31 protein-coding genes are annotated in these 23,579 nt (G+C 37.3%); 3 read left to right on the top strand and 28 right to left on the bottom strand.

Annotation, left to right across the window (positions count from 1 at the left end):
* Positions 1 to 57: 57 nt before the first annotated feature.
* The 6 genes from ACIQLB_RS15320 to nusB form a co-directional block, all read right to left on the bottom strand.
* The gene (locus tag ACIQLB_RS15320; protein ID WP_400727321.1) at positions 58 to 939 is read right to left on the bottom strand and encodes a polyprenyl synthetase family protein; all 882 of its coding nucleotides are present in this window, start codon (positions 937 to 939) and stop codon (positions 58 to 60) included.
* Between the two features lie 3 nt (positions 940 to 942).
* Positions 943 to 1,176: an exodeoxyribonuclease VII small subunit gene (gene xseB / locus ACIQLB_RS15315; protein WP_053483717.1), complete on the bottom strand. Its 234-nt coding sequence runs from the start codon at positions 1,174 to 1,176 to the stop codon at positions 943 to 945.
* A gap of 2 nt (positions 1,177 to 1,178) precedes the next feature.
* Positions 1,179 to 2,531, bottom strand: a complete 1,353-nt coding sequence (xseA, locus tag ACIQLB_RS15310) for an exodeoxyribonuclease VII large subunit (RefSeq protein ID WP_400727317.1) — start codon at positions 2,529 to 2,531, stop codon at positions 1,179 to 1,181.
* Positions 2,532 to 3,249: 718 nt separating this feature from the next.
* The gene (locus ACIQLB_RS15305) at positions 3,250 to 4,065 is read right to left on the bottom strand and encodes an undecaprenyl-diphosphate phosphatase (protein ID WP_400727314.1); all 816 of its coding nucleotides are present in this window, start codon (positions 4,063 to 4,065) and stop codon (positions 3,250 to 3,252) included.
* A gap of 160 nt (positions 4,066 to 4,225) precedes the next feature.
* Complete coding sequence (gene folD, locus ACIQLB_RS15300; RefSeq protein ID WP_400727312.1) at positions 4,226 to 5,092, bottom strand: bifunctional methylenetetrahydrofolate dehydrogenase/methenyltetrahydrofolate cyclohydrolase FolD; 867 nt, start codon at positions 5,090 to 5,092, stop codon at positions 4,226 to 4,228.
* Positions 5,093 to 5,125: 33 nt separating this feature from the next.
* Complete coding sequence (gene nusB / locus ACIQLB_RS15295) at positions 5,126 to 5,506, bottom strand: transcription antitermination factor NusB (protein ID WP_400727309.1); 381 nt, start codon at positions 5,504 to 5,506, stop codon at positions 5,126 to 5,128.
* Between the two features lie 630 nt (positions 5,507 to 6,136).
* Here nusB and ACIQLB_RS15290 point away from each other — a divergent pair.
* Positions 6,137 to 7,306 carry an MFS transporter gene (locus tag ACIQLB_RS15290; protein WP_400727306.1) on the top strand — a complete coding sequence of 390 codons (1,170 nt, stop codon included), beginning with the start codon at positions 6,137 to 6,139 and terminating at the stop codon, positions 7,304 to 7,306.
* Positions 7,307 to 7,390: 84 nt separating this feature from the next.
* On the opposite strand, the gene ACIQLB_RS15285 is transcribed toward ACIQLB_RS15290, so the two are convergent.
* From ACIQLB_RS15285 to ACIQLB_RS15275, 3 genes are all read right to left on the bottom strand, one after another.
* Complete coding sequence (locus ACIQLB_RS15285; protein ID WP_400727303.1) at positions 7,391 to 7,801, bottom strand: Asp23/Gls24 family envelope stress response protein; 411 nt, start codon at positions 7,799 to 7,801, stop codon at positions 7,391 to 7,393.
* 324 nt (positions 7,802 to 8,125) lie between these two features.
* Positions 8,126 to 8,581: a hypothetical protein gene (locus ACIQLB_RS15280; RefSeq protein WP_400727300.1), complete on the bottom strand. Its 456-nt coding sequence runs from the start codon at positions 8,579 to 8,581 to the stop codon at positions 8,126 to 8,128.
* 292 nt (positions 8,582 to 8,873) lie between these two features.
* A complete protein-coding gene (locus ACIQLB_RS15275; RefSeq protein WP_249105571.1) occupies positions 8,874 to 9,035 on the bottom strand; it encodes a hypothetical protein in 162 nt (53 codons plus the stop codon).
* Positions 9,036 to 9,260: 225 nt separating this feature from the next.
* Here ACIQLB_RS15275 and ACIQLB_RS15270 point away from each other — a divergent pair, with 225 nt between their 5' ends.
* Entirely contained in the window at positions 9,261 to 9,689 is a 429-nt protein-coding gene (locus ACIQLB_RS15270; protein ID WP_400727297.1) for a hypothetical protein, read from the top strand.
* Between the two features lie 245 nt (positions 9,690 to 9,934).
* Here the strand turns inward: ACIQLB_RS15270 and ACIQLB_RS15265 are convergent, their stop codons facing one another.
* The 14 genes from ACIQLB_RS15265 to ACIQLB_RS15200 form a co-directional block, all read right to left on the bottom strand.
* Complete coding sequence (locus ACIQLB_RS15265) at positions 9,935 to 10,159, bottom strand: hypothetical protein (protein WP_400727295.1); 225 nt, start codon at positions 10,157 to 10,159, stop codon at positions 9,935 to 9,937.
* A gap of 156 nt (positions 10,160 to 10,315) precedes the next feature.
* Positions 10,316 to 11,674 carry an acetyl-CoA carboxylase biotin carboxylase subunit gene (gene accC, locus ACIQLB_RS15260; RefSeq protein WP_400727292.1) on the bottom strand — a complete coding sequence of 453 codons (1,359 nt, stop codon included), beginning with the start codon at positions 11,672 to 11,674 and terminating at the stop codon, positions 10,316 to 10,318.
* 13 nt (positions 11,675 to 11,687) lie between these two features.
* Positions 11,688 to 12,185, bottom strand: coding sequence for an acetyl-CoA carboxylase biotin carboxyl carrier protein (gene accB / locus ACIQLB_RS15255; protein WP_400727289.1), 498 nt, complete (start codon positions 12,183 to 12,185; stop codon positions 11,688 to 11,690).
* Positions 12,186 to 12,387: 202 nt separating this feature from the next.
* Positions 12,388 to 12,945 carry a SpoIIIAH-like family protein gene (locus ACIQLB_RS15250; protein ID WP_400727286.1) on the bottom strand — a complete coding sequence of 186 codons (558 nt, stop codon included), beginning with the start codon at positions 12,943 to 12,945 and terminating at the stop codon, positions 12,388 to 12,390.
* A complete protein-coding gene (locus ACIQLB_RS15245) occupies positions 12,946 to 13,365 on the bottom strand; it encodes a hypothetical protein (protein ID WP_400727283.1) in 420 nt (139 codons plus the stop codon).
* 62 nt (positions 13,366 to 13,427) lie between these two features.
* Entirely contained in the window at positions 13,428 to 13,571 is a 144-nt protein-coding gene (locus tag ACIQLB_RS15240; protein WP_199777723.1) for a hypothetical protein, read from the bottom strand.
* 1 nt (position 13,572) lies between these two features.
* The gene (locus tag ACIQLB_RS15235) at positions 13,573 to 14,484 is read right to left on the bottom strand and encodes a stage III sporulation protein AE (RefSeq protein ID WP_400727279.1); all 912 of its coding nucleotides are present in this window, start codon (positions 14,482 to 14,484) and stop codon (positions 13,573 to 13,575) included.
* Positions 14,485 to 14,496: 12 nt separating this feature from the next.
* Positions 14,497 to 14,874 (bottom strand): hypothetical protein, encoded by a 378-nt coding sequence (locus ACIQLB_RS15230; protein ID WP_400727276.1) that lies wholly within the window; start codon positions 14,872 to 14,874, stop codon positions 14,497 to 14,499.
* Between the two features lie 5 nt (positions 14,875 to 14,879).
* Positions 14,880 to 15,089 (bottom strand): hypothetical protein, encoded by a 210-nt coding sequence (locus tag ACIQLB_RS15225; protein ID WP_008179863.1) that lies wholly within the window; start codon positions 15,087 to 15,089, stop codon positions 14,880 to 14,882.
* Between the two features lie 172 nt (positions 15,090 to 15,261).
* Entirely contained in the window at positions 15,262 to 16,269 is a 1,008-nt protein-coding gene (locus ACIQLB_RS15220; protein ID WP_400727273.1) for an NAD(P)H-dependent flavin oxidoreductase, read from the bottom strand.
* A gap of 200 nt (positions 16,270 to 16,469) precedes the next feature.
* Positions 16,470 to 17,027 carry an elongation factor P gene (efp, locus tag ACIQLB_RS15215; RefSeq protein ID WP_400727270.1) on the bottom strand — a complete coding sequence of 186 codons (558 nt, stop codon included), beginning with the start codon at positions 17,025 to 17,027 and terminating at the stop codon, positions 16,470 to 16,472.
* Between the two features lie 17 nt (positions 17,028 to 17,044).
* Complete coding sequence (locus ACIQLB_RS15210) at positions 17,045 to 18,106, bottom strand: M24 family metallopeptidase (protein WP_400727267.1); 1,062 nt, start codon at positions 18,104 to 18,106, stop codon at positions 17,045 to 17,047.
* 2 nt (positions 18,107 to 18,108) lie between these two features.
* Complete coding sequence (gene aroQ / locus ACIQLB_RS15205) at positions 18,109 to 18,543, bottom strand: type II 3-dehydroquinate dehydratase (protein ID WP_400727264.1); 435 nt, start codon at positions 18,541 to 18,543, stop codon at positions 18,109 to 18,111.
* Between the two features lie 60 nt (positions 18,544 to 18,603).
* Entirely contained in the window at positions 18,604 to 19,029 is a 426-nt protein-coding gene (locus ACIQLB_RS15200) for a hypothetical protein (protein WP_400727261.1), read from the bottom strand.
* Between the two features lie 169 nt (positions 19,030 to 19,198).
* Here ACIQLB_RS15200 and ACIQLB_RS15195 point away from each other — a divergent pair, with 169 nt between their 5' ends.
* Entirely contained in the window at positions 19,199 to 20,131 is a 933-nt protein-coding gene (locus ACIQLB_RS15195) for a DUF1385 domain-containing protein (protein WP_400727258.1), read from the top strand.
* 58 nt (positions 20,132 to 20,189) lie between these two features.
* On the opposite strand, the gene ACIQLB_RS15190 is transcribed toward ACIQLB_RS15195, so the two are convergent.
* From ACIQLB_RS15190 to ACIQLB_RS15170, 5 genes are all read right to left on the bottom strand, one after another.
* The gene (locus ACIQLB_RS15190; RefSeq protein ID WP_400727255.1) at positions 20,190 to 21,098 is read right to left on the bottom strand and encodes an NAD(P)H-dependent flavin oxidoreductase; all 909 of its coding nucleotides are present in this window, start codon (positions 21,096 to 21,098) and stop codon (positions 20,190 to 20,192) included.
* 68 nt (positions 21,099 to 21,166) lie between these two features.
* Positions 21,167 to 21,898, bottom strand: coding sequence for an ABC transporter permease (locus ACIQLB_RS15185; RefSeq protein ID WP_400727252.1), 732 nt, complete (start codon positions 21,896 to 21,898; stop codon positions 21,167 to 21,169).
* A complete protein-coding gene (locus ACIQLB_RS15180; protein WP_400727249.1) occupies positions 21,895 to 22,620 on the bottom strand; it encodes an ABC transporter ATP-binding protein in 726 nt (241 codons plus the stop codon). The genes ACIQLB_RS15185 and ACIQLB_RS15180 overlap by 4 nt, the downstream gene beginning before the upstream one ends.
* A complete protein-coding gene (locus ACIQLB_RS15175) occupies positions 22,610 to 23,077 on the bottom strand; it encodes a DUF3021 domain-containing protein (RefSeq protein ID WP_400727246.1) in 468 nt (155 codons plus the stop codon). The genes ACIQLB_RS15180 and ACIQLB_RS15175 overlap by 11 nt, the downstream gene beginning before the upstream one ends.
* A 10-nt stretch (positions 23,078 to 23,087) precedes the next feature.
* Positions 23,088 to 23,528 (bottom strand): LytTR family DNA-binding domain-containing protein, encoded by a 441-nt coding sequence (locus tag ACIQLB_RS15170; protein ID WP_400727243.1) that lies wholly within the window; start codon positions 23,526 to 23,528, stop codon positions 23,088 to 23,090.
* Positions 23,529 to 23,579 lie beyond the last annotated feature (51 nt).

The following is a 23,579-nucleotide window of genomic DNA, read 5'->3' as shown; positions in this document are numbered from 1 at the left end:
TGCAAACGCCCTCACCTATTCTAGCATATTATATGCCGTTAACGCCTCGTTTTTACCCTAGTTTTTACGATGCACAATATAGGCTGCAAACTCACGCAATAAGCTGGCATCTACTTCCAATTTATCTAGTGCGTTAATGGCATGCTGATAATGCTCAGCAAGCTTTTCTTTTGCCCCATCTAAAGATAATAGAGCTGGGTATGTGCTTTTATCACTTGCTACATCTTTACCAGCAGTTTTACCTAGTTCTTCTGTAGTACCCTCAATATCTAAAATATCGTCTTGAATTTGGAAGGCAAGACCAATATGATGCGCATATTCCTTTAAAGTTTCGCGATTTTCTTGCGTTACATCAGCTAACACTGCTCCCGCTTCAATACTAAATCGTAAAAGAGCGCCCGTTTTATTGATATGGACATGCTCAAGCTCAGTTAAGTTTAGCTGACGCTTCTCACCTTCCATATCGAGTACTTGACCCCCAACCATACCTTCTGCACCAGCTGCTTGACTTAACAGATTGACTAGTTCAATGCGTTTTTCAGCTGATACATCCATGCGTGCTAAAATGCCAAACGCAAGTGTATTCAATGCATCGCCTGCAAGTGTCGCTAATGCCTCACCATAAACTTTATGATTTGTGGGCTTACCTCTACGGAAATCATCATTATCCATACTTGGTAAATCATCATGGATTAACGAATACGTATGGATGATTTCAACAACTGATCCTACAGTTAAACCATCCTTCAAATTCTTATTGTATAGTTCAAGAACAGCCAATACGAAAAGAGGGCGAATACGTTTACCTCCAGCTTTTAATGAATAAAGCATTGATTCTTTTAAATTGGCTGGTGCATCAATTTCCTCAACTAGTGCAAACATTTCAGCTTCAACTTGTGGTACGCTGCTTTCAATAAAAGGTTTTAATTGCTCGTTCATTTCTTAGTTCTCTCCCTTTAGTGGATCAAATGCCGTAGTCTCACCTGTCTCTTGGACAATAGAAATTAATTGCTCCTCAGCATGTTGCAGCTTGCTATGGCAAAATTGTGATAGCTCCATACCTTGTTTATATAAATCAATCGCGTTTTCTAGAGGCACATCACCTTGCTCTAACTGACGGACAATTTCCTCAAGTGCCGTCATTGCATCTGCGAAAGTTTGTTGTTTCTCTGCCACAATTATTCCCCCTCATTTTTTGGCAAGATCTTTACTACATCAGCTATAACCTTTCCATCATGGAAGGATAGTGTTAACTGATCATGCGGCTTTACATCGACTGATGATTTTAACATTTGATTATCTTTATAAGCTACTGTGAAGCCCCTTGTTAAAATGGCAAGTGGATTCAATGCCTCTAAAGTTCTGACAGTTGCCTCAAATTGTTGTTTTTGCTTCGTTACGTAATGCGTCGCAGCACGAGTTAATTGTTGGACGTGAGTTTCTAGCTCTCGTTGATGGAAAGCTAATGCCTTTTTCGGTGAGTGCTGCTCTACCGCACTATGTAATTGTTGAAACTGCGCTGTTTTCTTCATCAAATCGACCTGCATCGCTTTTTGCAATCCCAACTCAAGTTGTGCTAGCTTTTCCGTAAAAGGTCGATATAAGCGTTCTGGCATCGATAAAGGATAAGATTGTTGGAGCTTATTTAGACGCTGCCGTTCTGCCATAAGTTGCGCTCTTACGATTTGATGAAGCTGTGACTTTTGTGTAAGTACACGTTGAAATAAATCTTGTTGATCAGGTACAGCCATTTCAGCCGCTGCTGTTGGTGTCGGTGCACGCAAATCAGCTACATAATCCGCGATAGTCGTATCAGTTTCATGACCTACTGCACTAATAATTGGGATACGGCTTCCAAAAATCGCTCGTGCTACAGCTTCCTCATTAAATGCCCATAAATCCTCAATCGATCCACCGCCCCGCCCAACAATCAGTACATCGCAACTCTCATCGATATTTGCTCGCTCAATATTTTGAACAATATTTGGCGCTGCTTGTGCTCCCTGTACTAGGGTTGGATAAATAAAAACTTCAGCAAGTGGATAGCGTCTCTTTAATGTTGTACAGATATCTCGAATGGCGGCACCTGTTGTCGACGTTAAAACACCAATTTTTTCTGGAAACCTCGGAATTGGTTGTTTCCACTCATGTTTAAAAAGCCCTTCTTTTTGTAACTGCTCTTTCAGCTGGTTAAAGGCAACAAACAAGCTACCAATTCCATCTGGTTGCATTTCCTGTACATATAATTGATATGTACCGTAGCCTTCATAAACGTTTACATCACCACGGATAAATACTTGCATACCTTCCTTCGGTTCAAACGCTAATTTTGTGGCTGCTGTTTTAAACATGGTAGCCGCAATTCGTGCTCCATCATCCTTTAATGTAAAGTAAATATGCCCTGATTGATGAATCTTGACATTAGATAGCTCACCCTTTACATAGACTTCACGTAAATGCGGATCAGCATCAAATTTCCGTTTAATATATTTTGTTAATGCTTTTACAGTTAAATAAGAAGCAGATGACATTTTTCCGGCTCCTTTACTAAAATCAAGTTTTTCACAAAACTACACCTATCATAACATTTTTTATTGCGCCTGACGTGTCAAAATGCAGTTTCGTTAGAAAAAACGACTGTCTTTCATAGTATTGAAAACCTTACTATAACATTTCTATATAATAGTTACCTCAATAAAGCTTCTATAAAATGATATGACTGCTTGTGCAAAATGTATCAGATTTACAAATTCTGAAATTTCACTATAACTTTCCTGCAAAGCGAGGGGTTGATTTCCGTTCCGATTGGGCGCTTTCCAGGGGATGGATTGAACTGTCGGAGTGGCAGATTGAACCACTAGAGTGACGGAAAGAAAACGAAGCGACGGTTAGAACTGCTTGGACGACGGATAAAACAGTCGAAGTGGCGGATGGAAATGCCAGAGCGACGGTACGAAGACGATGCGTCGGATAAATAAGCCGGGGCGACGAATCGTTCTGTCAAAGTGACGGTTAGAACTACCCGAACGACGGATTGAACTGCCAAAACGACGGTAAGAGGCCGAAGCGACGGAAAGAGCAGCTGAGGCGACGGATCATTCTGCCAAAGTGACGGTTAGAACTGCCCGAACGACGGATGAAAACACCTGAGCGACGGTACGAAGACGAAGCGACGGTTAAAGCAGCCAGAGCGACGGATAAAATCAAAAGAAAACCTCACAACTTAATATAGTTATGAGGCTTTTTAAATTAATAAAATATTAATAAGAGAGTACCTACAAGAAAGCAATAATATGTAAAGTAGCTAAGCTTGCCACTTTTCATGATTCCCATAAACCAACGCATCGCAAAATAAGTCATAAATAATGTCACAATAAATGTCGCAGCATAAGGAATTGCTAATGCACCTTTATTTGGCTCATCTAAAAAATCAGAAATCCCAAGAACAACCCCACCAAGACTTACAGGAATATAGAGCATGAAGGAAAATCGCAAAGCGGTTTCTTGTTTCATACCAACTGCAATGGCTGAAATAATGGTTGCTCCTGAACGACTAATACCAGGTGTTAATGCTACAGCTTGACCAAGACCTACGATGATGGCGTCTTTTGCAGTTAAATCCGCATCCTTTTTCGTACCACGCATATTACGGATTAGCCATAGGGCAATACCTGTCACAAATAGCATAAGTGCTATCGTAGTCATACTAACATTATCTGCAATAACATCCCTTAATAAAACACCTAAAACGCCTGCTGGAATAGAACCAATCACAATGAAAACGGCAAAACGGAAATCAGCTTTATAACGATTCTTTCCTGTTTTGAGATACAAGAAAAAGTTTGTAATGAGTCGGGCAATATCCGCTCGATAAATATAAACAATAGCTAGTAAAGAAGCTGTGTTCGTTAAAATAGCAAAAGTAAATCCTTGCTCACCAAGACCAAGAATTTCGCTAGCAATCATAACATGTCCGCTCGATGATACAGGAATTGGCTCAGTAAATCCTTGTACAAGACCGATAATGATATGTTTGATTACAAGTATTAAATCTATGTTTTCCATAAAAACCTCCCTTTTAATATGTATGACCCAAACGTTACATTAGACGTTGAAGGCAATGTAAAAATTCACAAAGAATACCCGGAAAGTAAAATAATGCAAAAAAAGCTACCTCAATAAAAATATTGAGATAGCTTTTTGCATACGAAAGAGACATTCAAAATTATAACTTAACTATATGTGCAAGCTTATTTTCTGCTGCTTGAACTGTGTTGAATAGTAGCATAGTAATTGTCATTGGTCCTACACCGCCTGGTACAGGTGTAATGTGAGAAGCAATACCATCGACTTCACTGAAGTTAACATCACCGCAAAGCTTGTTGTTTTCATTACGATTAATTCCAACATCTATAACAACTGCGCCTTCTTTAACATGTTCCTTCGTAATAAAGTTTGCACGTCCAACTGCCGCAATTAATATATCTGCTTGTTTAGTGAATGAAGGTAAATTTGGTGTTTTGGAATGCGTGTATGTAACGGTTGCATCTTTTTGTAGAAGAAGTTGTCCCATTGGTTTCCCAACGATATGACTACGACCCACGATGACCGCATGCTTTCCTGCTATTTCAATTCCTGAATATTCAAGAAGCTTCATTACGCCAAACGGTGTACAAGGCAAAAATGTTTCTTGGCCAAGCATCATTTTCCCAACACTTACTGGTGAGAAGCCATCAACGTCTTTTTCAACAGCAATTGTGGCAATAACAGTATCCTCATCAATATGTTTTGGGAGTGGTAATTGTACTAAAATACCATGAATATCTTCACGATTATTTAATAATTCAATTTGTGCTAATAATGCTTCCTGTGTAGTTTCTTCTGGTAGTTTGATTAGCTCAGAAAACATACCAATGGCTTCACAAGATTTTTGCTTATTTCTCACATATGTAGCCGAGGCTTGGTTGTCTCCTACTAAAACAACCGCTAAGCCTGGTGTTAATCCCTGCTCTTTTAAACGCGTTACTCGCTCTGCTACTGAATTACGAATTTCTTGACCAATTTCTTTACCATTAATAATTGCACTTGACATAAACCTTAGTTACTCCTTCCAATTCAACACATTTTATTGTTCTGTAAATTTAGAAAGTACGCCATTAACAAATTTCGACGAGCCATCGTCGCCAAATGTTTTGCATAACTCGATTGCTTCATTAAGTACTACTCTTTTTGGTGTTTCTGGCATGTATAAAATCTCGTATACAGCTAGACGTAAAACCGTTCTTTCAATCTTGGGTAAACGGGCAAGTGACCACTTTTCAAGATGCTGCTCTAAAGTAGCATCGATTTCCTCTAAATGTTCAACTGTTCCAGTAATAATCTTTTCGTAGAAGACATTTGTTGGTTGGCCTTTAATATGGCCCATTGCTTCTTCTACTGTTAGATCAGTATTGTCTAGCTGAAACAAAACTTGCAACGCTTTTTCGCGTGCCTCATGTCGTTTCATGTAAAGCTCTCCTTCTTAAGTGGCATTAAGGTTTATAATAGCATAAATTCGTACGAGAAACACGAATTCAAGCAAGTTTTCAATAATCTGATACCTTTATCAAGCAACTTTTTGCTTATTTTACACCCTTCAATCAACTTTACTAAATTTAAATGTAGAAAAATGAAAATCCACCATTATTGTTTAAATAACAAGAATGTTATAATTAAGGAAAATAATTTCATCTTTTGAGGTGTTCATTATGCATTATGAAGTTAGATGTACAAGCTGTAATAGAACTTTCAAATTATTTGAAGGCGAGGAACAGTATAAGCAATGCAAAGAACGCAAATCCCGTTTATTTTACTGCGAGGATTGTAAACATAAAATTCGTTTTGATGCCATAAGAAACTTCTTTAGGAATTACTAGTGGAGGAAACACTTAAATAGTGAAACAACAATTCGGAGTATGAAAAGAAATTTATTGTGCCACCTTGTATAACTGCGAACTAATACTCCCACACTTATAAAAAACTGAAAAAATTAAAACAAATCTTTTGACCCTATAGTTACTATAGGGTTTATTGTATTATGTGGAAATATTCTAGTAGATTTAGATTCATGTATCGTGAAAGATTGAAGGAGAACAAAATGAATAAGAAACAAATTTTAACCTTAAGTATTTTATTATCGAATTTATTCATTGCCTTTTTAGGTATTGGTTTAGTTATACCCGTGCTACCTACAATCATGAATGAGCTAAAAATTTCAGGCTCAGTCGTTGGTTATATGGTGGCGGCATTTGCTATTACTCAACTTATAGTGTCACCCATTTCAGGTAAAATGGTGGATAATGTTGGCCGGAAAATTATGATCGTTGCGGGTCTTTTTATATTCGGTTTTTCAGAGCTGCTATTCGGGCTTGGACGCACAATTGAAATACTCTTTATCTCACGTATGCTTGGTGGTGTAAGTGCTGCCTTCATTATGCCGGCGGTGACTGCTTATATCGCTGATATTACAACATTGTCACAACGTCCAAAGGCATTGGGTTATATGAGTGCAGCGATTAGTACTGGCTTTATTATCGGGCCTGGTATCGGTGGATTTTTGGCAGAATTCGGAACACGCATACCATTTTACGCTGCCGGTATACTTGGATTTTTAGCAGGTATCTTGTCATTTATTTTGTTAAAAGAACCGACACGTGCTTCAGATGATGCAGAATCTGCACCATCAATTTTAGGCAGTGTGAAGCGTATTTTTAGCCCACTATATCTTATTCCATTCGTACTTATTTTCGTACTATCATTTGGTTTAGCTGCATTTGAATCGTTATTTAGCCTATTTGTGGATCATAAATTCGCATTTACGCCTTCAGATATCGCGATTATTATTACGGGGAGTGGAGTAGTCGGGGCCCTTGCTCAGCTAGTGTTATTCGATGGGCTGACAAAGAAAATGGGCGAAATTAATCTTATCCGTTATTCACTCGTCCTATCTGCTGTTTTAACCTTTGCTATGACCATTGTTAGCCACTATTTTGCAATATTATTTGTCACATTCTTTATTTTCGTCGGATTCGATTTAATACGACCTGCTGTTACCTCTTATTTATCGAAAATTGCTGGTAATGAACAAGGTTTCGTTGGTGGCATGAACTCCATGTTTACAAGTCTTGGTAATATATTTGGCCCTATTTTAGGTGGGGTATTGTTCGATATTAATTTAAACTATCCATATTACTTTGCGACAATTGTTTTAACAATCGGCGTAATACTCGCTTTCTTCTGGAGAAAGCCAAAGCATATCGAAATATAATAAAGTAGCGATACTAATCACCGCTGATCCATTTCCGTTAACAATGGTAAAAAGAAGGATTGCCCTATAGGCAACCCTTCTTTTTTATTCTTGTACAGCTACTTCTTCTTTTTCAAAGTGAATACCTGTAATGTGTACATTCACTTCTGCTGTTTCAAGTACTGTCATATTATAAATCGCTTGGCGAATTTGAGTTTGTACTTCCTTCGCCACTTTTGGGATTGTATAGCCGTATTTTACAGAACAAAATACATCAATGGCAATCTCACCAGTTTCAGTAACACCTGATTTAATGCCCTTATTATGAACCTTCTTACCGAAGCGTTCTACTACACCTGTAGCAATATTACCACGAGTTGCAGCGACCCCTTCTACCTCGTTCACTGCGATTCCAGCAACAACCTCGATTACTTCCGCTGCTACTTCAATTTTCCCAAGTTCTTCTTTTCCAGAAGGCGTTGGTTGTACGAAAGATTGTCCTACTTTCTCTGCCATACAAATATCATCCTTTCCCTTACACATCACAAACAAATGCTGTACTTACGCTTATTATACTATAAAAAGGAAGGTTTGGCTTCGTAAAGCCGCTTTAATTTATTTGGGACAGGTTTATGTCGATAAATTTAAAAAGTTGGGCGATAAATATAAAAAGTTAGGCGATAAATCCGAAGTTTTATTCGATAAATTAACAAAGTTTATCGATAAATTCAAAAAATGAAAAGCGAAGAAATCTTCATAGATTTCTTCGCCATAAACAATATTCTTTTTCTTCAAATAAAAAATATATACGTTCAATATTAGCTCCCTTTAACGGAATAACTAATCTACTTCTAAAACGAAGGAGTAGAAAGCGTCGCCATGAGATAAATTCGCTTCCTTTTCATCCAACCACCATACGCTATAAGAATAATAATAAACTCCACGCTGTGTTGGTGCGGTAAAATGATTGTCTTTGACCATGACTTCAGTTTCTTCGTTATCACTTATTTGTACAACATTAAATTCATTTGGTTTTGGTTCGTAATCCATCACAAGAGTTATATTTTCACCAGATTTAATTTTTATAGGCTTTTTACCTTCTAAAAGTTCAACTGGTCCAGCAGTATCAACGCATCCACTTTGCCAACAATAAGTTCCAAGTGTAGTTTCAAATTTTTTATTATCAATCTCTATATAGGTTTTAGGAGGCTTTCCTCCCGACAATCCATTAGTATTTGAACACCCCATTATGATAAGTCCAAAAAGAGCCACTAAATATAAAAAATATTTCTTCATACCACATCCCCCTTCCACTAATTGTAATTACCTCGTTGCGCCACCTTCCACTCCATATCCAGTCTATTAAATTGCAAGTACATATTTTGGTGTTGACCCTGAATTATGTTTATTGTATCTTTTTCCAAAAATATTTTATTTAAGCGTTAATAAGTACACTAGTATATAAAAAATAAGCCGATCAATAATCGACTTACATTTATTAAACACCCCAATTGTTAAATAAGTGAGAGTCTACATTACCACGCTTCTCACTTTATTAACTTATATAAATTATTGTGAATATGTAGTGTTACTGTCTCTTTTCAACAAATAACAAAATTAGTGTTGCCAATGGACCTAACACAAGAGAAAGTAAAAACCAATTTAACCCCGTTCTATTCTTCCCTTGTGCAAGTGCAGCATTTATCAACGCCAATGTACCCCAACCTACGACATATTGATTATCCATCATCTGTCCCCCCTATTTCATTTAACCATACTGCACCGTTAATGTACATTTCTTCACAAATCTGATTATAACATCCAAAAAACATGCTTCAAATTAATTATGAATAATAATATTTAATGGATTAATAATCCTGTTTACCTTGATAAGAATAAAACGATACAATCTGTTAGGCTAACTTTAAATTTGCTACAAGGAAATATTCAACAGTTATACATAGGAAGTGAAGAATTGTATTATATAGTACTCTCAATAGGATTAATACTCGCTCTCTCGCAAGGTATATTATTAATTTTTATGTATCAAGACAAAGAACTTCTATCCTTTGATGGATGTAAGTCTCTTTTGGTTTTTTTAGTAGGTGTTGCGTTGTTAGCGATTACCCTACCAAGTCTAAAATCTGTTATTCAAAAAGATTATGACGTTATTAGTGGAGATTGTACGATTGAAGTTGGATCATTCGGACGCCGTACATCAGCAACTTTTGAAATGATCGAAACTGGTGAAGAATATACCTCTTTCGATACCCCTGAAATGGATGCTTATGGTAAGTCAATTCCTTACTATTGTAGGTTGACAGTTACAAAAGACAATATGTTTAATATGGATTATGAAATTTATGATGTAAAATCAAGAAAGCTAATATTTAAAAATGACTAGAGACGAATGCAACCGCCTCTAGTTTTATTTTGGTCAATGTTGGCGCACGGCTTAGATTCAACGTCTAATGAGTCTCCAAATTTACTGATAAAAATATATCTGTTACGTTTTTTATAATGATTACGGATAATATCGTTTTGTTTAAATAACCCTTTCAAATACATTTCTAATTCATCACCGAATGGTAGTTTTAAAACGTCTTCATAGTCTCCCTCGATAATTAACATTCGATTATCAAAATCAATCTATTTTTCTTCTAATTGAATTAACGTACTCATACGTAAACCACATTTATAAATTGTTAAAATTGGTACTGCATCGCGGAAATGAATAAAGTTACTCATATATATAATTGTTGGCGCTGTTATTAGTGGCTCATTATTTTCGTTTATAGGATTAATCATTTTTAATTCGATCGAATTTATATTTTCTAAATCGTAAATACCTGTACGCTGACTATTTTTACGCACAAAAAAGACCCCCTAACGAATCAGTTTCGTTAAAGGGTCTAAAAATCGGATATTCCGTTTTGTTTTATTCCTAATTCTATTCCGCTGACAAATATCGCACAACTATTTCGCAAGCTTCCCGACTATGAGCCGAGACGGTTAAACCGTTGATATGCCTTACTTGCTTGTCCCCAAAACATCATTCTCTTCTAGGAACTTCGTATTGAATTGTGCTGATTTGAAAACGTCATTGTTCATCAATGCTTGGTGGAATGGAATTGTCGTATTGATCCCAGGACCAGATACTTCAAATTCGCTAAGCGCACGATTCATTTTCGCAATCGCTTCTTCACGTGTATTGGCATGAACAATTAGTTTTGCAACCATTGAATCATAGTATGGCGGGATTGTATAGCCAGCATACACAGCAGAGTCAATACGTACACCATAGCCACCTGGAGTTACATAAGTATCTACAGTACCAGCTGATGGCATGAAGTTTTTATAAGCATTTTCTGCGTTAATACGGCATTCGATTGCCCAACCATTTATTCTAATATCATCTTGAGTGAAAGGAAGTTTTTCACCAGATGCAATTTTTAATTGTTGTTGTACAAGATCTACACCAGAAATCATTTCAGTTACTGGATGCTCTACCTGGATACGAGTATTCATTTCCATGAAGTAGAATTTATCTTCTTGATAGTCATAAATAAACTCGATTGTTCCAGCACCTTCATAGTTACAAGCTTCTGCAGCTTTTACTGCAGCGGCACCCATTTCAGCACGACGCTCAGAAGATAGCGCTGGAGATGGAGCTTCCTCTACTAATTTCTGCATACGGCGTTGAACAGTACAATCACGTTCACCTAAATGTACAACATTACCATAGCCATCCGCTAATACTTGGATTTCACAGTGACGGAAGTACTCGATGAATTTTTCTAAATATACGCCAGGGTTACCGAATGCTGCGGCAGCCTCTTTTTGCGTAATGTCAATGCCTTTTACAAGGTCTTCTTCTGTACGAGCTACACGGATACCTTTACCGCCACCACCAGCAGTTGCTTTGATGATAACTGGGTAACCAATTTTAGCAGCCCATTCTTTACCTGTTTCGATATCTGGAACGATACCAGTCCCCGGAACAAGTGGAACACCTGCTGCTTCCATTGTTGTACGTGCAACGTCTTTAATACCCATAATTTTAATAGAATCTGATGAAGGTCCAATAAACTTAATGCCTGCGTTTTCACAAGCTTCAGCGAAATCAGCGTTTTCAGATACAAAACCGTAACCTGGGTGGATACCGTCTGCACCCGTTTTTTCTGCTACGCTAAGTAAAGCCGGGAAGCTAAGATATGAATCTTTTGATAGCTTTGGCCCGATACAATATGCTTCGTCTGCTAATTTCACGTGTAATGCGTCTTTGTCTGCTTCTGAGTATACGGCAACAGATTGAATACCTAACTCTTTACAAGCACGAATGATACGCACAGCGATTTCGCCGCGGTTTGCAATTAATACTTTTTTCATGATTGTGCACTCCTTACTCAGCTTTTACAAGGAATAATGGTTGACCGTATTCTACTAATTCACCGTCTTTAACAAGTACTTCAACGATTTCCCCTTGAACTTCTGCTTCAATTTCGTTGAATAGTTTCATAGCTTCTACGATACATACAATTGTTTCATTACCAACTTTGTCCCCCACTTTAACGTAAGCTGGTGAATCAGGGTTTGAAGATTGATAAAAAGTCCCAACCATCGGTGATACAATTTTATGTAACGATGGGTCGTTATTTGCTGGTGCTGCAGCTGGTGCTTCTTCAGCTTTTGCTGGTGCTGGAGTAGCTGGTGCTACTGCAGGTGCAGACTGTTGTACAACAGGCGCAACAACTTCTTTTTTAGGTGCTACAGTTTCAGTAACAACTACACCATTCTTTTTTAATTTAACTTTTGCGCCATCTACTTCGTAAACGAACTCGTCAATTGAAGAAGAATCTACTAATTTGATAATTTCGCGAATTTCTTGAATTTTGAACATTTCTAACTCTCCTTATGAAATAAAATCTACTACAAACACTATTTTATATTTTTTTCGAACAATTTGAAATACTTTAATGCAAATTAAGTAAATATGAACAAAATAAAAGGCTTTCCTTTACTAAACGAAAGCCTTTTCATTATACTGATATATAACAACGTTATCAAGTAAACAGAAAATTCATCTTTTTCTTTCTATTCTTTTAATAGTTATTTGCGCTGAATTTTACTTGGACGTCATTTGCGCCTTCCATCTCTGTTTTTACCAAGTAAATAATTTCATTTGCTTGAGCTTTTGATAACTCCTCCGCCATAACAGTTACCGATACTTTATCACCATCTGCTTTTACAAACGCATCGGAGTAACCTAAAGATTTAATAAGCATTTCTAACATTGCTTCAGAGGATTCTTGTTTTATAAGGTTATCCATCTCATTATAAGCCTTACTTTTATCTTCTGCTGAGTAATCTTGTGAACCGATCTTCTGTGTTAATTGTTGGCGAAGTTGGCTTCTTTCATCACTAACTTGCATGCGCATTTCTTCAAATAAATGACTTGGAGAAGATACTTCTTTCGTCTCTCCCTCTTTCGTTGCTTCTTGATCCGTCACACCCGTTACTGCAGTTTGCTGTAATGAGTCATCTGTGAAAATAGTTAGTCCATTAAATTGTTTTGCTGGATCAACCAAATAATACACTGAGATAACCGCTACTAGACTTAATAATGTCATAAACCAAACTGTTCTTCTACGTACGCGCATTTACTTTTCCTCCTTATTCTCCATTGGAACGATAATAATTCGATGAATCGGCAATTGCATTACTTGACTAACAACAGCACGAATTTCATTTTTCACAAAGATATCTGATGCTCCTTCTGAAACAATTAGCATCCCTGTTACTTCTTTCGCGCCTTGTTCAGTTCCTCGAAAATATTGACTGAATAGTTTATTGTCATCCTTCGCATCTGTCATATCTCCGTAATAAAAATAGACTTTAACCTCCCCAACACCTTTCATAGCCTTCAGTGTCTGCTCAAGCTTTTCTTCATTGGTCATCGATGTTACTTGCCCATTCGTTGTACTCGTTTGATACATTGGTAAAATGATGAAAATTCCCACGGAGGCAGCGATAAGCATTAAGACTATAAATGACGTTGTTTTTTTTCGTTTCTTTTCCACATCACTTGTACATTGCCTCCTTTCATCTTCTCTTTTTCAAGTGTATGTACGCTTGTTTCCTCCTATGAATTGATAAATGGAATCTTTAATAGCAATTGCAAAAATACTAACGTAATAACAAGCTTTGTAAGTGAAATTATTTCTTTATCTTCTGTTAGAAACACAAATATCTGACAGATAAAGAGCATTGCCAATAAAAGAATCAATCTATCTCCCCCCAGCCATAACTTGCACAAAAACGATGAGGAATAAACAAGAAAACATAAATGAAAAAGCAATTAGAAATGATACAGCACATAATGTAAATAGAGATTTACTAACATGATCAAGTAGTTTACAAATATCATCGAAGGCAATTGGTTCTAAAATAGCAGCTAACATTTTCAACGAATACGCACTGACAACAAGCTGAACTGTTGGAATGAACGACACGGTAATAACTGCTATAAAAGCAGAAATACTAGTAATAGAAGAGGAAAATTGTGTCATATGCTGGAACATCGAAAAACTATCTACTATAAAGGAACCAACAACTGGAATATTTTCCTCTATTAATTTCTTCACAGGCTCTGCAACAGCTGCGTTGACACTAAATGCGGCAACACCACTCGCCGACATTAAAATGATGTAACAAATAACAGATGCCGAGACGATACTCATAATGGTAAAACGAATCAATTCAGCAATTCTCGTAAACGAAATTTCTTTAACAATGACACTGCAAACATCGAAAACAATGGCAAAAAGCACTCCCGGAATAAGCCATTTACTACTAATAATCGTTAAGACTTGTACAAAAAAAAGTAAAAAAGGCTGCCAAGAAGCAATCGCTGTGATACTGCTTGATAAAAGAAAGCTTGAAGTAAGAATGGGATAAAATGCAGTAAATATATGTGCAAGTCCCTGTGCTATTTCGTCTATTAAATTAAATGAATTCACAACGACAGGTCCTATTGTTGCAAGTACAATAAGAAAAAAAAGTATCCTTGTCCCTTTTTCAAATTCTGGTAATATCATATTGACAATCAAAATAATAATGACGTAGCCACACAAAATAAGCGTCATCTTCAGCAATAGAAAAAATGGATCAGTTAAAAACGAAAATATTTGCTCTAGCAATGTCTTCGCCCCTTAGTTTAGCCGTTGTAAAATGGCCGACACCTCCTGTAAAACAGCCAAAAATTCCTTAAACCAGTACATTAAAATAACAATCTTGACCCCATCATAGACAATATGCCCGAGTACTTTATAGTTTTGTTCTACAAGTAAAATAGACACCCATTGCCCTATATAAAAAAGGCTAGCACTTACCACAATTGCTTTCGCATAAGGCAAAAAGGCTAATGTCTCAAGCAATTGCTTGATGAATGGCAATAGGAGTGTCGAGAACAACATACCGAACAGTAAAAACGAAAACATTACACTAATTAGCGCATGGAGTGGCCTTATGACTTCTTTTATAAGCAATAATAAAAGCAGCATGACAACAGCTACGATGACTATTTCCATTTACACTACCCAGAAGAGGTCAGCCATTGAAAGAATGTAAGGATTTCAGTGAAAAATAGACGTAAAAATCGCAGTAGTTCCGCTGTCATATATAAGTAGGCAATGAAAAATAGGAAAAATGAAAATTCTTTCTTTCCTGTTTGATCAAAGAAGACATGAAGAAGCGCAACTACTAGTCCCACTCCAGCGACTCTTAATACGTCTTGTAATTCCATTTCATACGCCCCCTCGTGTACAGCAATATATGTTGCTACCAAAAAAAAAAGACCTCCATACATACGTATAGAGATCTTAGTATTTTTATGAATCTTTAATTTTTTTAGCGGATGTTTGGACACACTGTCACTTAACCCACACCTATAGAGGTAGGAGACTAACGGAAAGAAGTTAAAGTAATTTTTCAATAATATTTTTGACAGTACCTGGTTGTTGCACTAAATAGCTATTTTCACCCATCCACATCGATAAATATTCGGCTTTGCCCTGTTTTGCACTTTCTTTACGAATAGTTGTAGTTAGATCATTTTGCAATGGATAAGGTGCTACAATAGCATCCTTCATACGTTCCGTAAAACCATTCACTAAGCCTCTTGCTGGTTTACCAGAAAAAGCACGAGTAATTGTCGTCTGCTGTTCTTTTGATTGAAGCACGGCATTTTTATAGAGAGGTGAAATTTCACACTCATCTGCTACTAATAAGGCTGTACCAATTTGAACTGCTTGTGCACCTATTGCTAGTGCTTTTTTTACATCTTCCTTCGTCACAATACCTCCTGCAGCAATAATCGGTATGGAAATTTGCCCCACTACTTGCTGAAGTAAATCATGTAAATCAATTAATTGCATAGGTTCAGTGAAGGAACCACGATGACCACCAGCTTCCCCACCCTGAAGGACAACAGCTTGCATCCCTGCTTGTTCTACACGTTTTGCTTCCTCTAATGTAGTAGCTGTACCAATAACATAAACATTATTGTCCTTTAAACGATGAATGACATCTGCTGAAGGAATGCCAAATGTAAAGGAACAAATGGCTACATTTTCATCAAGAACAGCTTGTACTTGTCCCTCAAATACTTCCTTTGACATGACACTTTGTACAGGTGAAAGTCCTAGTTCATCATAAATCGGTTGTAAAGCCATTCGAGCTTTTTGAAGTACATCGATATCAATACGTGGCTCTTCCTGTACAAATAAATTAACAGCAAATGGCTTTTTCGTTAGCTTTTTCACTTCCTGAATAAAGCTTTTCGTCTGCTCCCCATCTAAATAGCCCGCTCCAATCGAGCCTAAAATACCTTCCTCTGCACAGGCAGCCACAAATTTTGGCGTAGTTACACCAGCCATTGGTGCCTGTATTATTGGATATATTATCTCAAAAGTTGTTTGTAACATAGAATTCACTCCTTACTATTATTGTAAACAACTCTTCCAAATATGACCATATATCAAATGATAGAACCGAATTTTTATACTAGTAAAAAAGGTTGCTATTTCTCTATCTATTGTCACAAAATTCGTTTGCTTTAGCTTTATATGTATAAGTAAAAACCTACTCTTTTGTTAGAAAAGAGTAGGCTTTATATATTTATTCATTACGCACGAGAAACGTAAGAAGCTTCTTCTGTATTGATGATTAATTTGTCACCTTGGTTTACGAAGAATGGCACTTGTACAATAAGACCTGTTTCAAGAGTTGCTGGTTTTGTACCACCAGAAGCTGTATCACCTTTAATACCAGGCTCTGTTTCTGCTACTTCTAGCTCAACAGTGTTTGGTAACTCAATACCTAGCATTTCACTTTGGTATGATTGAATATGAACTTCCATGTTTTCTTTTAAGAATTTTAATTCATATTCAATTGCAGCTGAAGCAAGTTCAGTTTGCTCATATGATTCTAGATCCATGAAAACATGCTCGTCACCTTGTGCATAAAGGTATTGCATTTTACGGTTATCGATTTGCGCTTTTTCAACTTTCTCACCAGCACGGAAAGTTTTTTCATTTACTGAACCGTTACGTAGGTTACGTAATTTAGAGCGCACGAACGCAGCACCCTTACCTGGTTTAACGTGTTGGAAATCTAACACGCGATATAATTGGCCATCTACAACAATTGTTAGACCTGTACGGAAATCGTTTACTGAAATCATTTGTGTTCCTCCATAGTTTATAAAATAATAAGTTCTTTTGACGAATGAGTTAGCAGTTCATTACCTGTCTCTGTGATTAAAATATCGTCCTCAATACGTAAACCACCGATTCCTGGTAAATACACTCCTGGTTCAATCGTTACGGCCATACCTGACTCTAGCACCACTTCAGAACGCATTGATAAGCCAGGGCCTTCATGTACTTCAAGACCAATCCCGTGTCCTAATGAATGACCAAATGCTGCGCCATAGCCTTTTTCTGTTAAGTAGTTACGTGCAATCGCATCTGCTTGAATCCCTGTTAAGCCAGGGCCAACCTTTTCAAGTGCTAAAAGCTGGGAAGCAAGTACTGCGTTGTACATATCCACTAATTTTTCAGACGGCTCGCCAACTGCCACAGTACGTGTAATATCCGAGATATAGCCATTGTACAGCGCGCCATAATCTAATGTGACAAAGTCGCCTTTTTCAATTACTTTATTCGTTGCAACGCCATGTGGTAAAGCTGAGCGAAGACCCGACGCAACAATTATATCAAACGAGGACTGAGTTGCTCCTTGTTTACGCATGAAAAATTCTAATTCATTCGAAACCTCAAGCTCTGTTTTACCTGGCTTGATGAAGTTTAAGATATGTGTATATGCGTGATCAGCAATTTCACACGCAACCTTAATAATATTAATCTCTTGTTGCGTCTTAATCAAGCGAATTTTTTCAATTAGCCCAGAAATCGGTACTAAATCAGCTTGAATTTTATTTTTATACAACTCATATGTGCCATAGCTAACAGTATCTTTCTCAAAGCCCAATAATTTGATACCCATATTTTTTACTTGTGTTGCAATCTCTTCAATGATCGTCGCCTCATGCTTTACAATTCGGAAGTCCTGTACTTGCGCAGCTGCTTGCTCTGTATAACGAAAGTCCGTGATAAACACAGCATCAGTTTGAGACACAATCGCTACGCCCGCTGTCCCTGTAAAACCAGTCATATAACGTCGATTGTACTCGTTCGTAATTAAAATGCCGTCAATGTTTTGTTCCTGAAGTGCCTTACGTAGCTTTTGTAATTTCATCATAATCACTTCTCCCTCTCAATAAATGTGCGTAGTGCCAGTTCATAGCCTTTCGTACCTAGTCCACTGATTTGACCAAGGCATGCCGGAGCGAGATAAGAATGATGACGGAAAGCCTCACGTTTATGGATATTTGAAATATGTACTTCTATAACCGGCACAGAAATCCCTGCAATTGCATCATGTAACGCAATGCTTGTATGGGTATATGCACCCGGATTAAAGATTATACCATCATATTTTTCGTCCTCTGCTTCATGCACCCAATCAACAAGTACCCCTTCATGATTAGATTGACGAAACTCGACAGTGGCACCGAAAGAAGCCCCAAGATTCTGAACATTGTTTTTCACATCTTCTAATGTTTCATAACCATAAATATGTGGCTCTCGTTTACCTAGTCGATTTAAGTTAGGTCCATTCAAACATAATAACTTCACGTATATTCGCCTCTTTCTATGTACTTGCCATTATTTTATCATACAAGGCGCATACAGCAACTAATTTCCTTTTTGTGCTGTGTGCTCCTTCTGATGAAAATTTGCAGTTTCAAGCAAGAAACGTAATAGACAAATAACAATGACTATGAAAGGGATCGATAGTTTTTTAAAGGAAGAAGATTGTAAAGGCAAATCAAGAACAATCCATTCTAATGTGATGGAAAAAAAAAGGCCGAGCAAAAAAGAAGATAGCACAGCTGGGATAATATAGACATATCTCAATGTAATAAATAATAAAAATCCAATAAAAAATAAGACTAGGATGAGAAAGCTCCATTGAAATAGTTTTGAACTACCTTCAAATATATCCCACTTCTTATAAAAACCTATTGGATTCCATTTAATGAGATGAAAGTATTGAAGTCCCTTCAAACACAATGCTAAAACAAGTGCACTGACGAGCGATGTTATACTAGCTACTTTCAAGCAAAATCCTCCTAACTTGTACCACGAGTTTTTTTCAAACGTTAATCATTTCCTAAACTGTACGATTAGTGTAACCATATAGAAATTTTACTATGCGTAACTCTAGAGGTTTTTCACTAAATTTAGTACAATGGTACAGTTGAAATATATAAAGAGAGTGGTGTTAGCCTTGAGCAATTCACCTGTATACGGGGGACAAGCACAATTAGAGGGTGTAATGTTCGGAGGAAAGGAACATACGATTACCGCTATTCGCCGTAACGATGATTCCATTGATTATTATCATTTTAAAAAAGTTCAAAACCCTATTTTACGAAAGCTTAAAAAAATTCCATTGGTACGGGGCGTTGTAGCACTGATTGAATCAGCTGGTTTAGGCTCTCGCCATATGCAATTTTCAGGGGACCGTTATGACGTTACACCTGGCGAAGAAGAAGATCATAAAGAGGAAGGCTCGAGACTTCAAATGATTTTAGGAGTTGCAGTTGTAGGTATTCTTTCCTTTTTATTTGGTAAATTTGCCTTTACTTTAATTCCTGTATTTATTGCAGATTTTTTCTCTAAATGGATAGAGGGCAAAACCGGTCAAATTTTACTTGAAAGCGGCATTAAGCTATTTTTACTACTTACCTATTTATATTTTATATCTTTAACTCCGCTAATTAAACGAGTATTCCAATATCATGGTGCAGAACATAAGGTTATAAATTGCTATGAAGCTGGTATGGACATAACAGTGGAAAATGTACAAGCACAATCACGCTTACACTATCGTTGCGGTAGTAGTTTTATGCTGTTCACTGTGTTTGTAGGCATGTTTTTATATTTCTTCGTGCCAACTGATCCACTTTGGTTACGCATTTTGGACCGTATTCTATTAATTCCAGTTGTTCTTGGTATCTCATTTGAGGTTCTTCAGGCTACAAATGCGTGCCGTAATATCCCAGTGTTACGCTTTCTTGGCTATCCGGGCTTATGGCTACAATTACTGACAACACGTGAGCCTAAGGATGAGCAAGTAGAAGTAGCCATCGCATCCTTCAATATGCTACTTCGAGTTGAGCAGCAACCAGAAATCGCCGCTACTTTGAATCATGATTAAAAATTAAAGGGCAAGTCCAACTGATGCATTTGGTTGGACTTGCCCTTTTTAATAGTTTTTACAATGGCTGTACAGAAATGATTTGTTGCTTTGCTTTCTCGTACTCTGCTTCCAATGTTATGAGTATTTCACGAACTGACTCTCGTTTGGCAATATTGGTAATGCCATGTCCGGCAGACCAGATATCTCGCCATGCTTTGACATTGACAAGATGTGTTAAATCAATGTCCTCTCTTGGCTTCAATGTTGCAGGATCAATGCCTTCCTTCAATAAGGATGGAATTAACACATTGACATGGACACCGCTAAAAGCATCGGTGTATAAAATATCCGAGGTATCACTGTCAATTACCATATTTTTATACTCCTCAGGTGCATTTCCTTCATCACAAGCTAAAAAACGAGTACCCATATAGGCATAGTCTGCTCCCATTATTTGAGCAGCTAGTACGTCTGCACCGCTAGAGATGGAGCCTGATAAAATGAGTGTTCCCGAAAAGAATTTCTTAACCGCAGATACAAAGCCAAATGGGTTCAGTTGCCCACCATGCCCACCCGCTCCTGCACAAACAAGGATTAGTCCGTCTACACCTGTGGCAGCAGATTTTTCGGCATGCTTAACGTTCGCAACATCTGCATAGACCTTCCCACCATAGCCGTGTACAATGTCTATCACTCTCTTTGGATTTCCAAGTGAAGTAATGACAACTGGTGGCTGGAATTGTTCAATTAACTGTAAATCTTCCTCAAAACGTGTATTTGCTACAGGGTGACATATAAAGTTGACTGCCCATTGCTCAGTAGGTAGCGCCTTTTTTATTTCTTCAAGCCACTCAGCACACGCTGAAGCGGGTCTTGCATTTAATAATGGAAAAGAACCAATAGCCCCTGCTCTACTAGCTTCAATAACCATCTTAGGGTTAGAAACTAAAAACATCGGAGCTACTATAATAGGCAAACTAGACATACACTCTCCCCCTTTATACTTAAATATTTCGAGAGATTCCCTGAAAATCCTACTAAAAAATTTAAATTTTAATTCTCACCCCGCATCTTACGTTGAAATAACAGGGTAGCAATCATAAAAATAAAGGCCGTATAACCTAAAACGATAGCGAACGGAACGAAAACATCTGAATATGCTCCACTAAGTACTGCACGAGCCGCATTCACGGCATGGACAAAGGGCAAAAACTGCGTGATAGATTGAAATGTTCCGCCTATCATATCAGGCTCAAACCAAATACCACTAAACCACGTTGATAAATTGACAAATATCGCAAAGATACCTCCTACCTGCTTATCCGTAAAAATTGTTCCAAGTAATAAACCAAATCCTATATACAATAAGGAAATTACAATAAGTACGCCTACCATTAAAAAGACGGATATATTCAAGGACAAACCTAAAAATACAGCAGTAAGTAAACTGAATATGATTTGTAATAATGCAATTGGTAACAGAGGCAGGGCATAGCCCACAATATAATCGCTTGCTGACATAGGAGAAGCAAAAATCCGCATTAAAAACGATGAGCTTTTATCTTTGCCTAGTAACATACCCGAAAAAAGAGTAAGAAATGAGAAACTAAAAACAATAACACCTGGTGTGAGCTTACTAATTTCATATAATGCAAACGGCATATTTTTTTGCATGACAGAAAATAGCCACATAAGAAGCATTGGCAAGCCCATGCCAAAAATGAGTGTTAATGGATCACGTACTATTTCCTTATGATTTCTTGTTGCAAATACACTTGCTTTCAAAGTGACTCCTCCTCTGTAAGCTCTAAAAATACATCTTCTAAAGAATACTTTTTTGTTTCATGTTTTAATTGCTGGATTGTACCAAGAGCACGTAATTTCCCACGATGCATAATTCCTACACGATCAGCCAGCACCTCGACCTCTTCTAAATAGTGAGTCGTTAAAACAATCGTTACCTGACCTTTTAACTGAATTAGTATTTTCCATAAATCCCGGCGTGCACGTACATCCATACCTAATGTTGGTTCATCTAAAAAAAGTATTTTCGGATTAGACATCATAGCCATCGCAACACTTAAGCGGCGCATATAGCCACCCGATAGCGTTTTAGCTTTACTAGACTGACGAGGAGTCAAGCCAAATACGTTCATTTGTGCGCTTGCTCGTTTCTGTGCCTCTGTTTTTGAGCACCCATAGATTCGGCCCATTAATATCAAATTTTCTACTACTGTTAAATTTGGTGCAACTGCTGTTTCCTGCGGAGAAATATTTAATTTCTTTTTAGCAGCGACCTGATGATGAACAATACTTTCACCATCTAAAAGGGCATCACCAGCTGTTGGTGGTAAAAGTCCACAAAGCATTTTAATCGTTGTCGTCTTCCCGGCTGCATTTTGCCCAAGAAGTGCAAAGAATTCCCCACTTTTTATAGTTAAAGATAACTGATCCACTACTACATGTTCCTTATACTGCTTTGTTAAGCTCTTAATTTCAATCGTCATGAGACTCACCTCTCTCGATTAGCATGGCATTAATTTTTTCTATATCACACTTTGAAAGCTTATATTGAAATAGCCATGTCAAGACATATGTTCCTAAGAAACTTGCTAATAAGGAACAAACATTAGTCACCGTTTTCGGCATCCATAAAATCAGCACAATCGGTATCCAAATAATTGCCGTTACAAAAAAGTGCACAATATACTGCTTCAGCATTCCCCATCTAGCCATTTCAAAAAATAGTCCAGCTAAAGCGAAAGTTATTCCAATCAAACCAGTCAACAACACTTGAGTAATAATTGCGATTATTTCATTTGTAAATAATGTTCGAAATTCAGGAACTACCCAAGCGTAACTTCCTTGCGCTATCCCCATTGATACAAAAAACTGCACTACTTGTCCAAGTACAGCACCAATGACAAATCCACCGATAATCCGAATTAATAAGTCTTTTCGCACGTTTTTCACCTCATAATCCTAATTTCTTCTTAATTTTTGTTACATAGCGCCTTGAAGCGTATGTTTTAATTCCGCCTTTTAGCTCAACCCCGATCGTTCCTGTCTTGCTAATGTCCATATGTATAATCATATTTCGATTGACCATTTCAGCATTTGAAATACGTACAAATAGCTGTGTATTTAGTTTTTCTTCAAGCTCATACAAGCGAAAACGTACATTGTAAATACTAACCATCGTTTGAACGAAAACTTTCTTTTGTTCCGTATAAATGCGCACAATGTCCCCACAATTAATAAATTCAACACCTTTATATGATAAGACCGATAATGTATTCATTTCAGCGGAAGCGATACACTGCATGAGATTTTCTATTTCATCGGTCATCTTATCTGTGTGAATAATAACTTTCGGCTCTTTACATGCCGGGTCAATCGACACTTCTACCTTCATATCATCACAGTCCTTTCATTCGTTTTTACTATAAAATTTTCATCTAATTAT

It is taken from the genome of Lysinibacillus sp. NPDC092081 (assembly GCF_044755845.1).
Taxonomy (GTDB): Bacteria; Bacillota; Bacilli; order Bacillales_A; family Planococcaceae; genus Lysinibacillus.
This window is presented reverse-complemented; position numbering and strand designations above follow the sequence as displayed.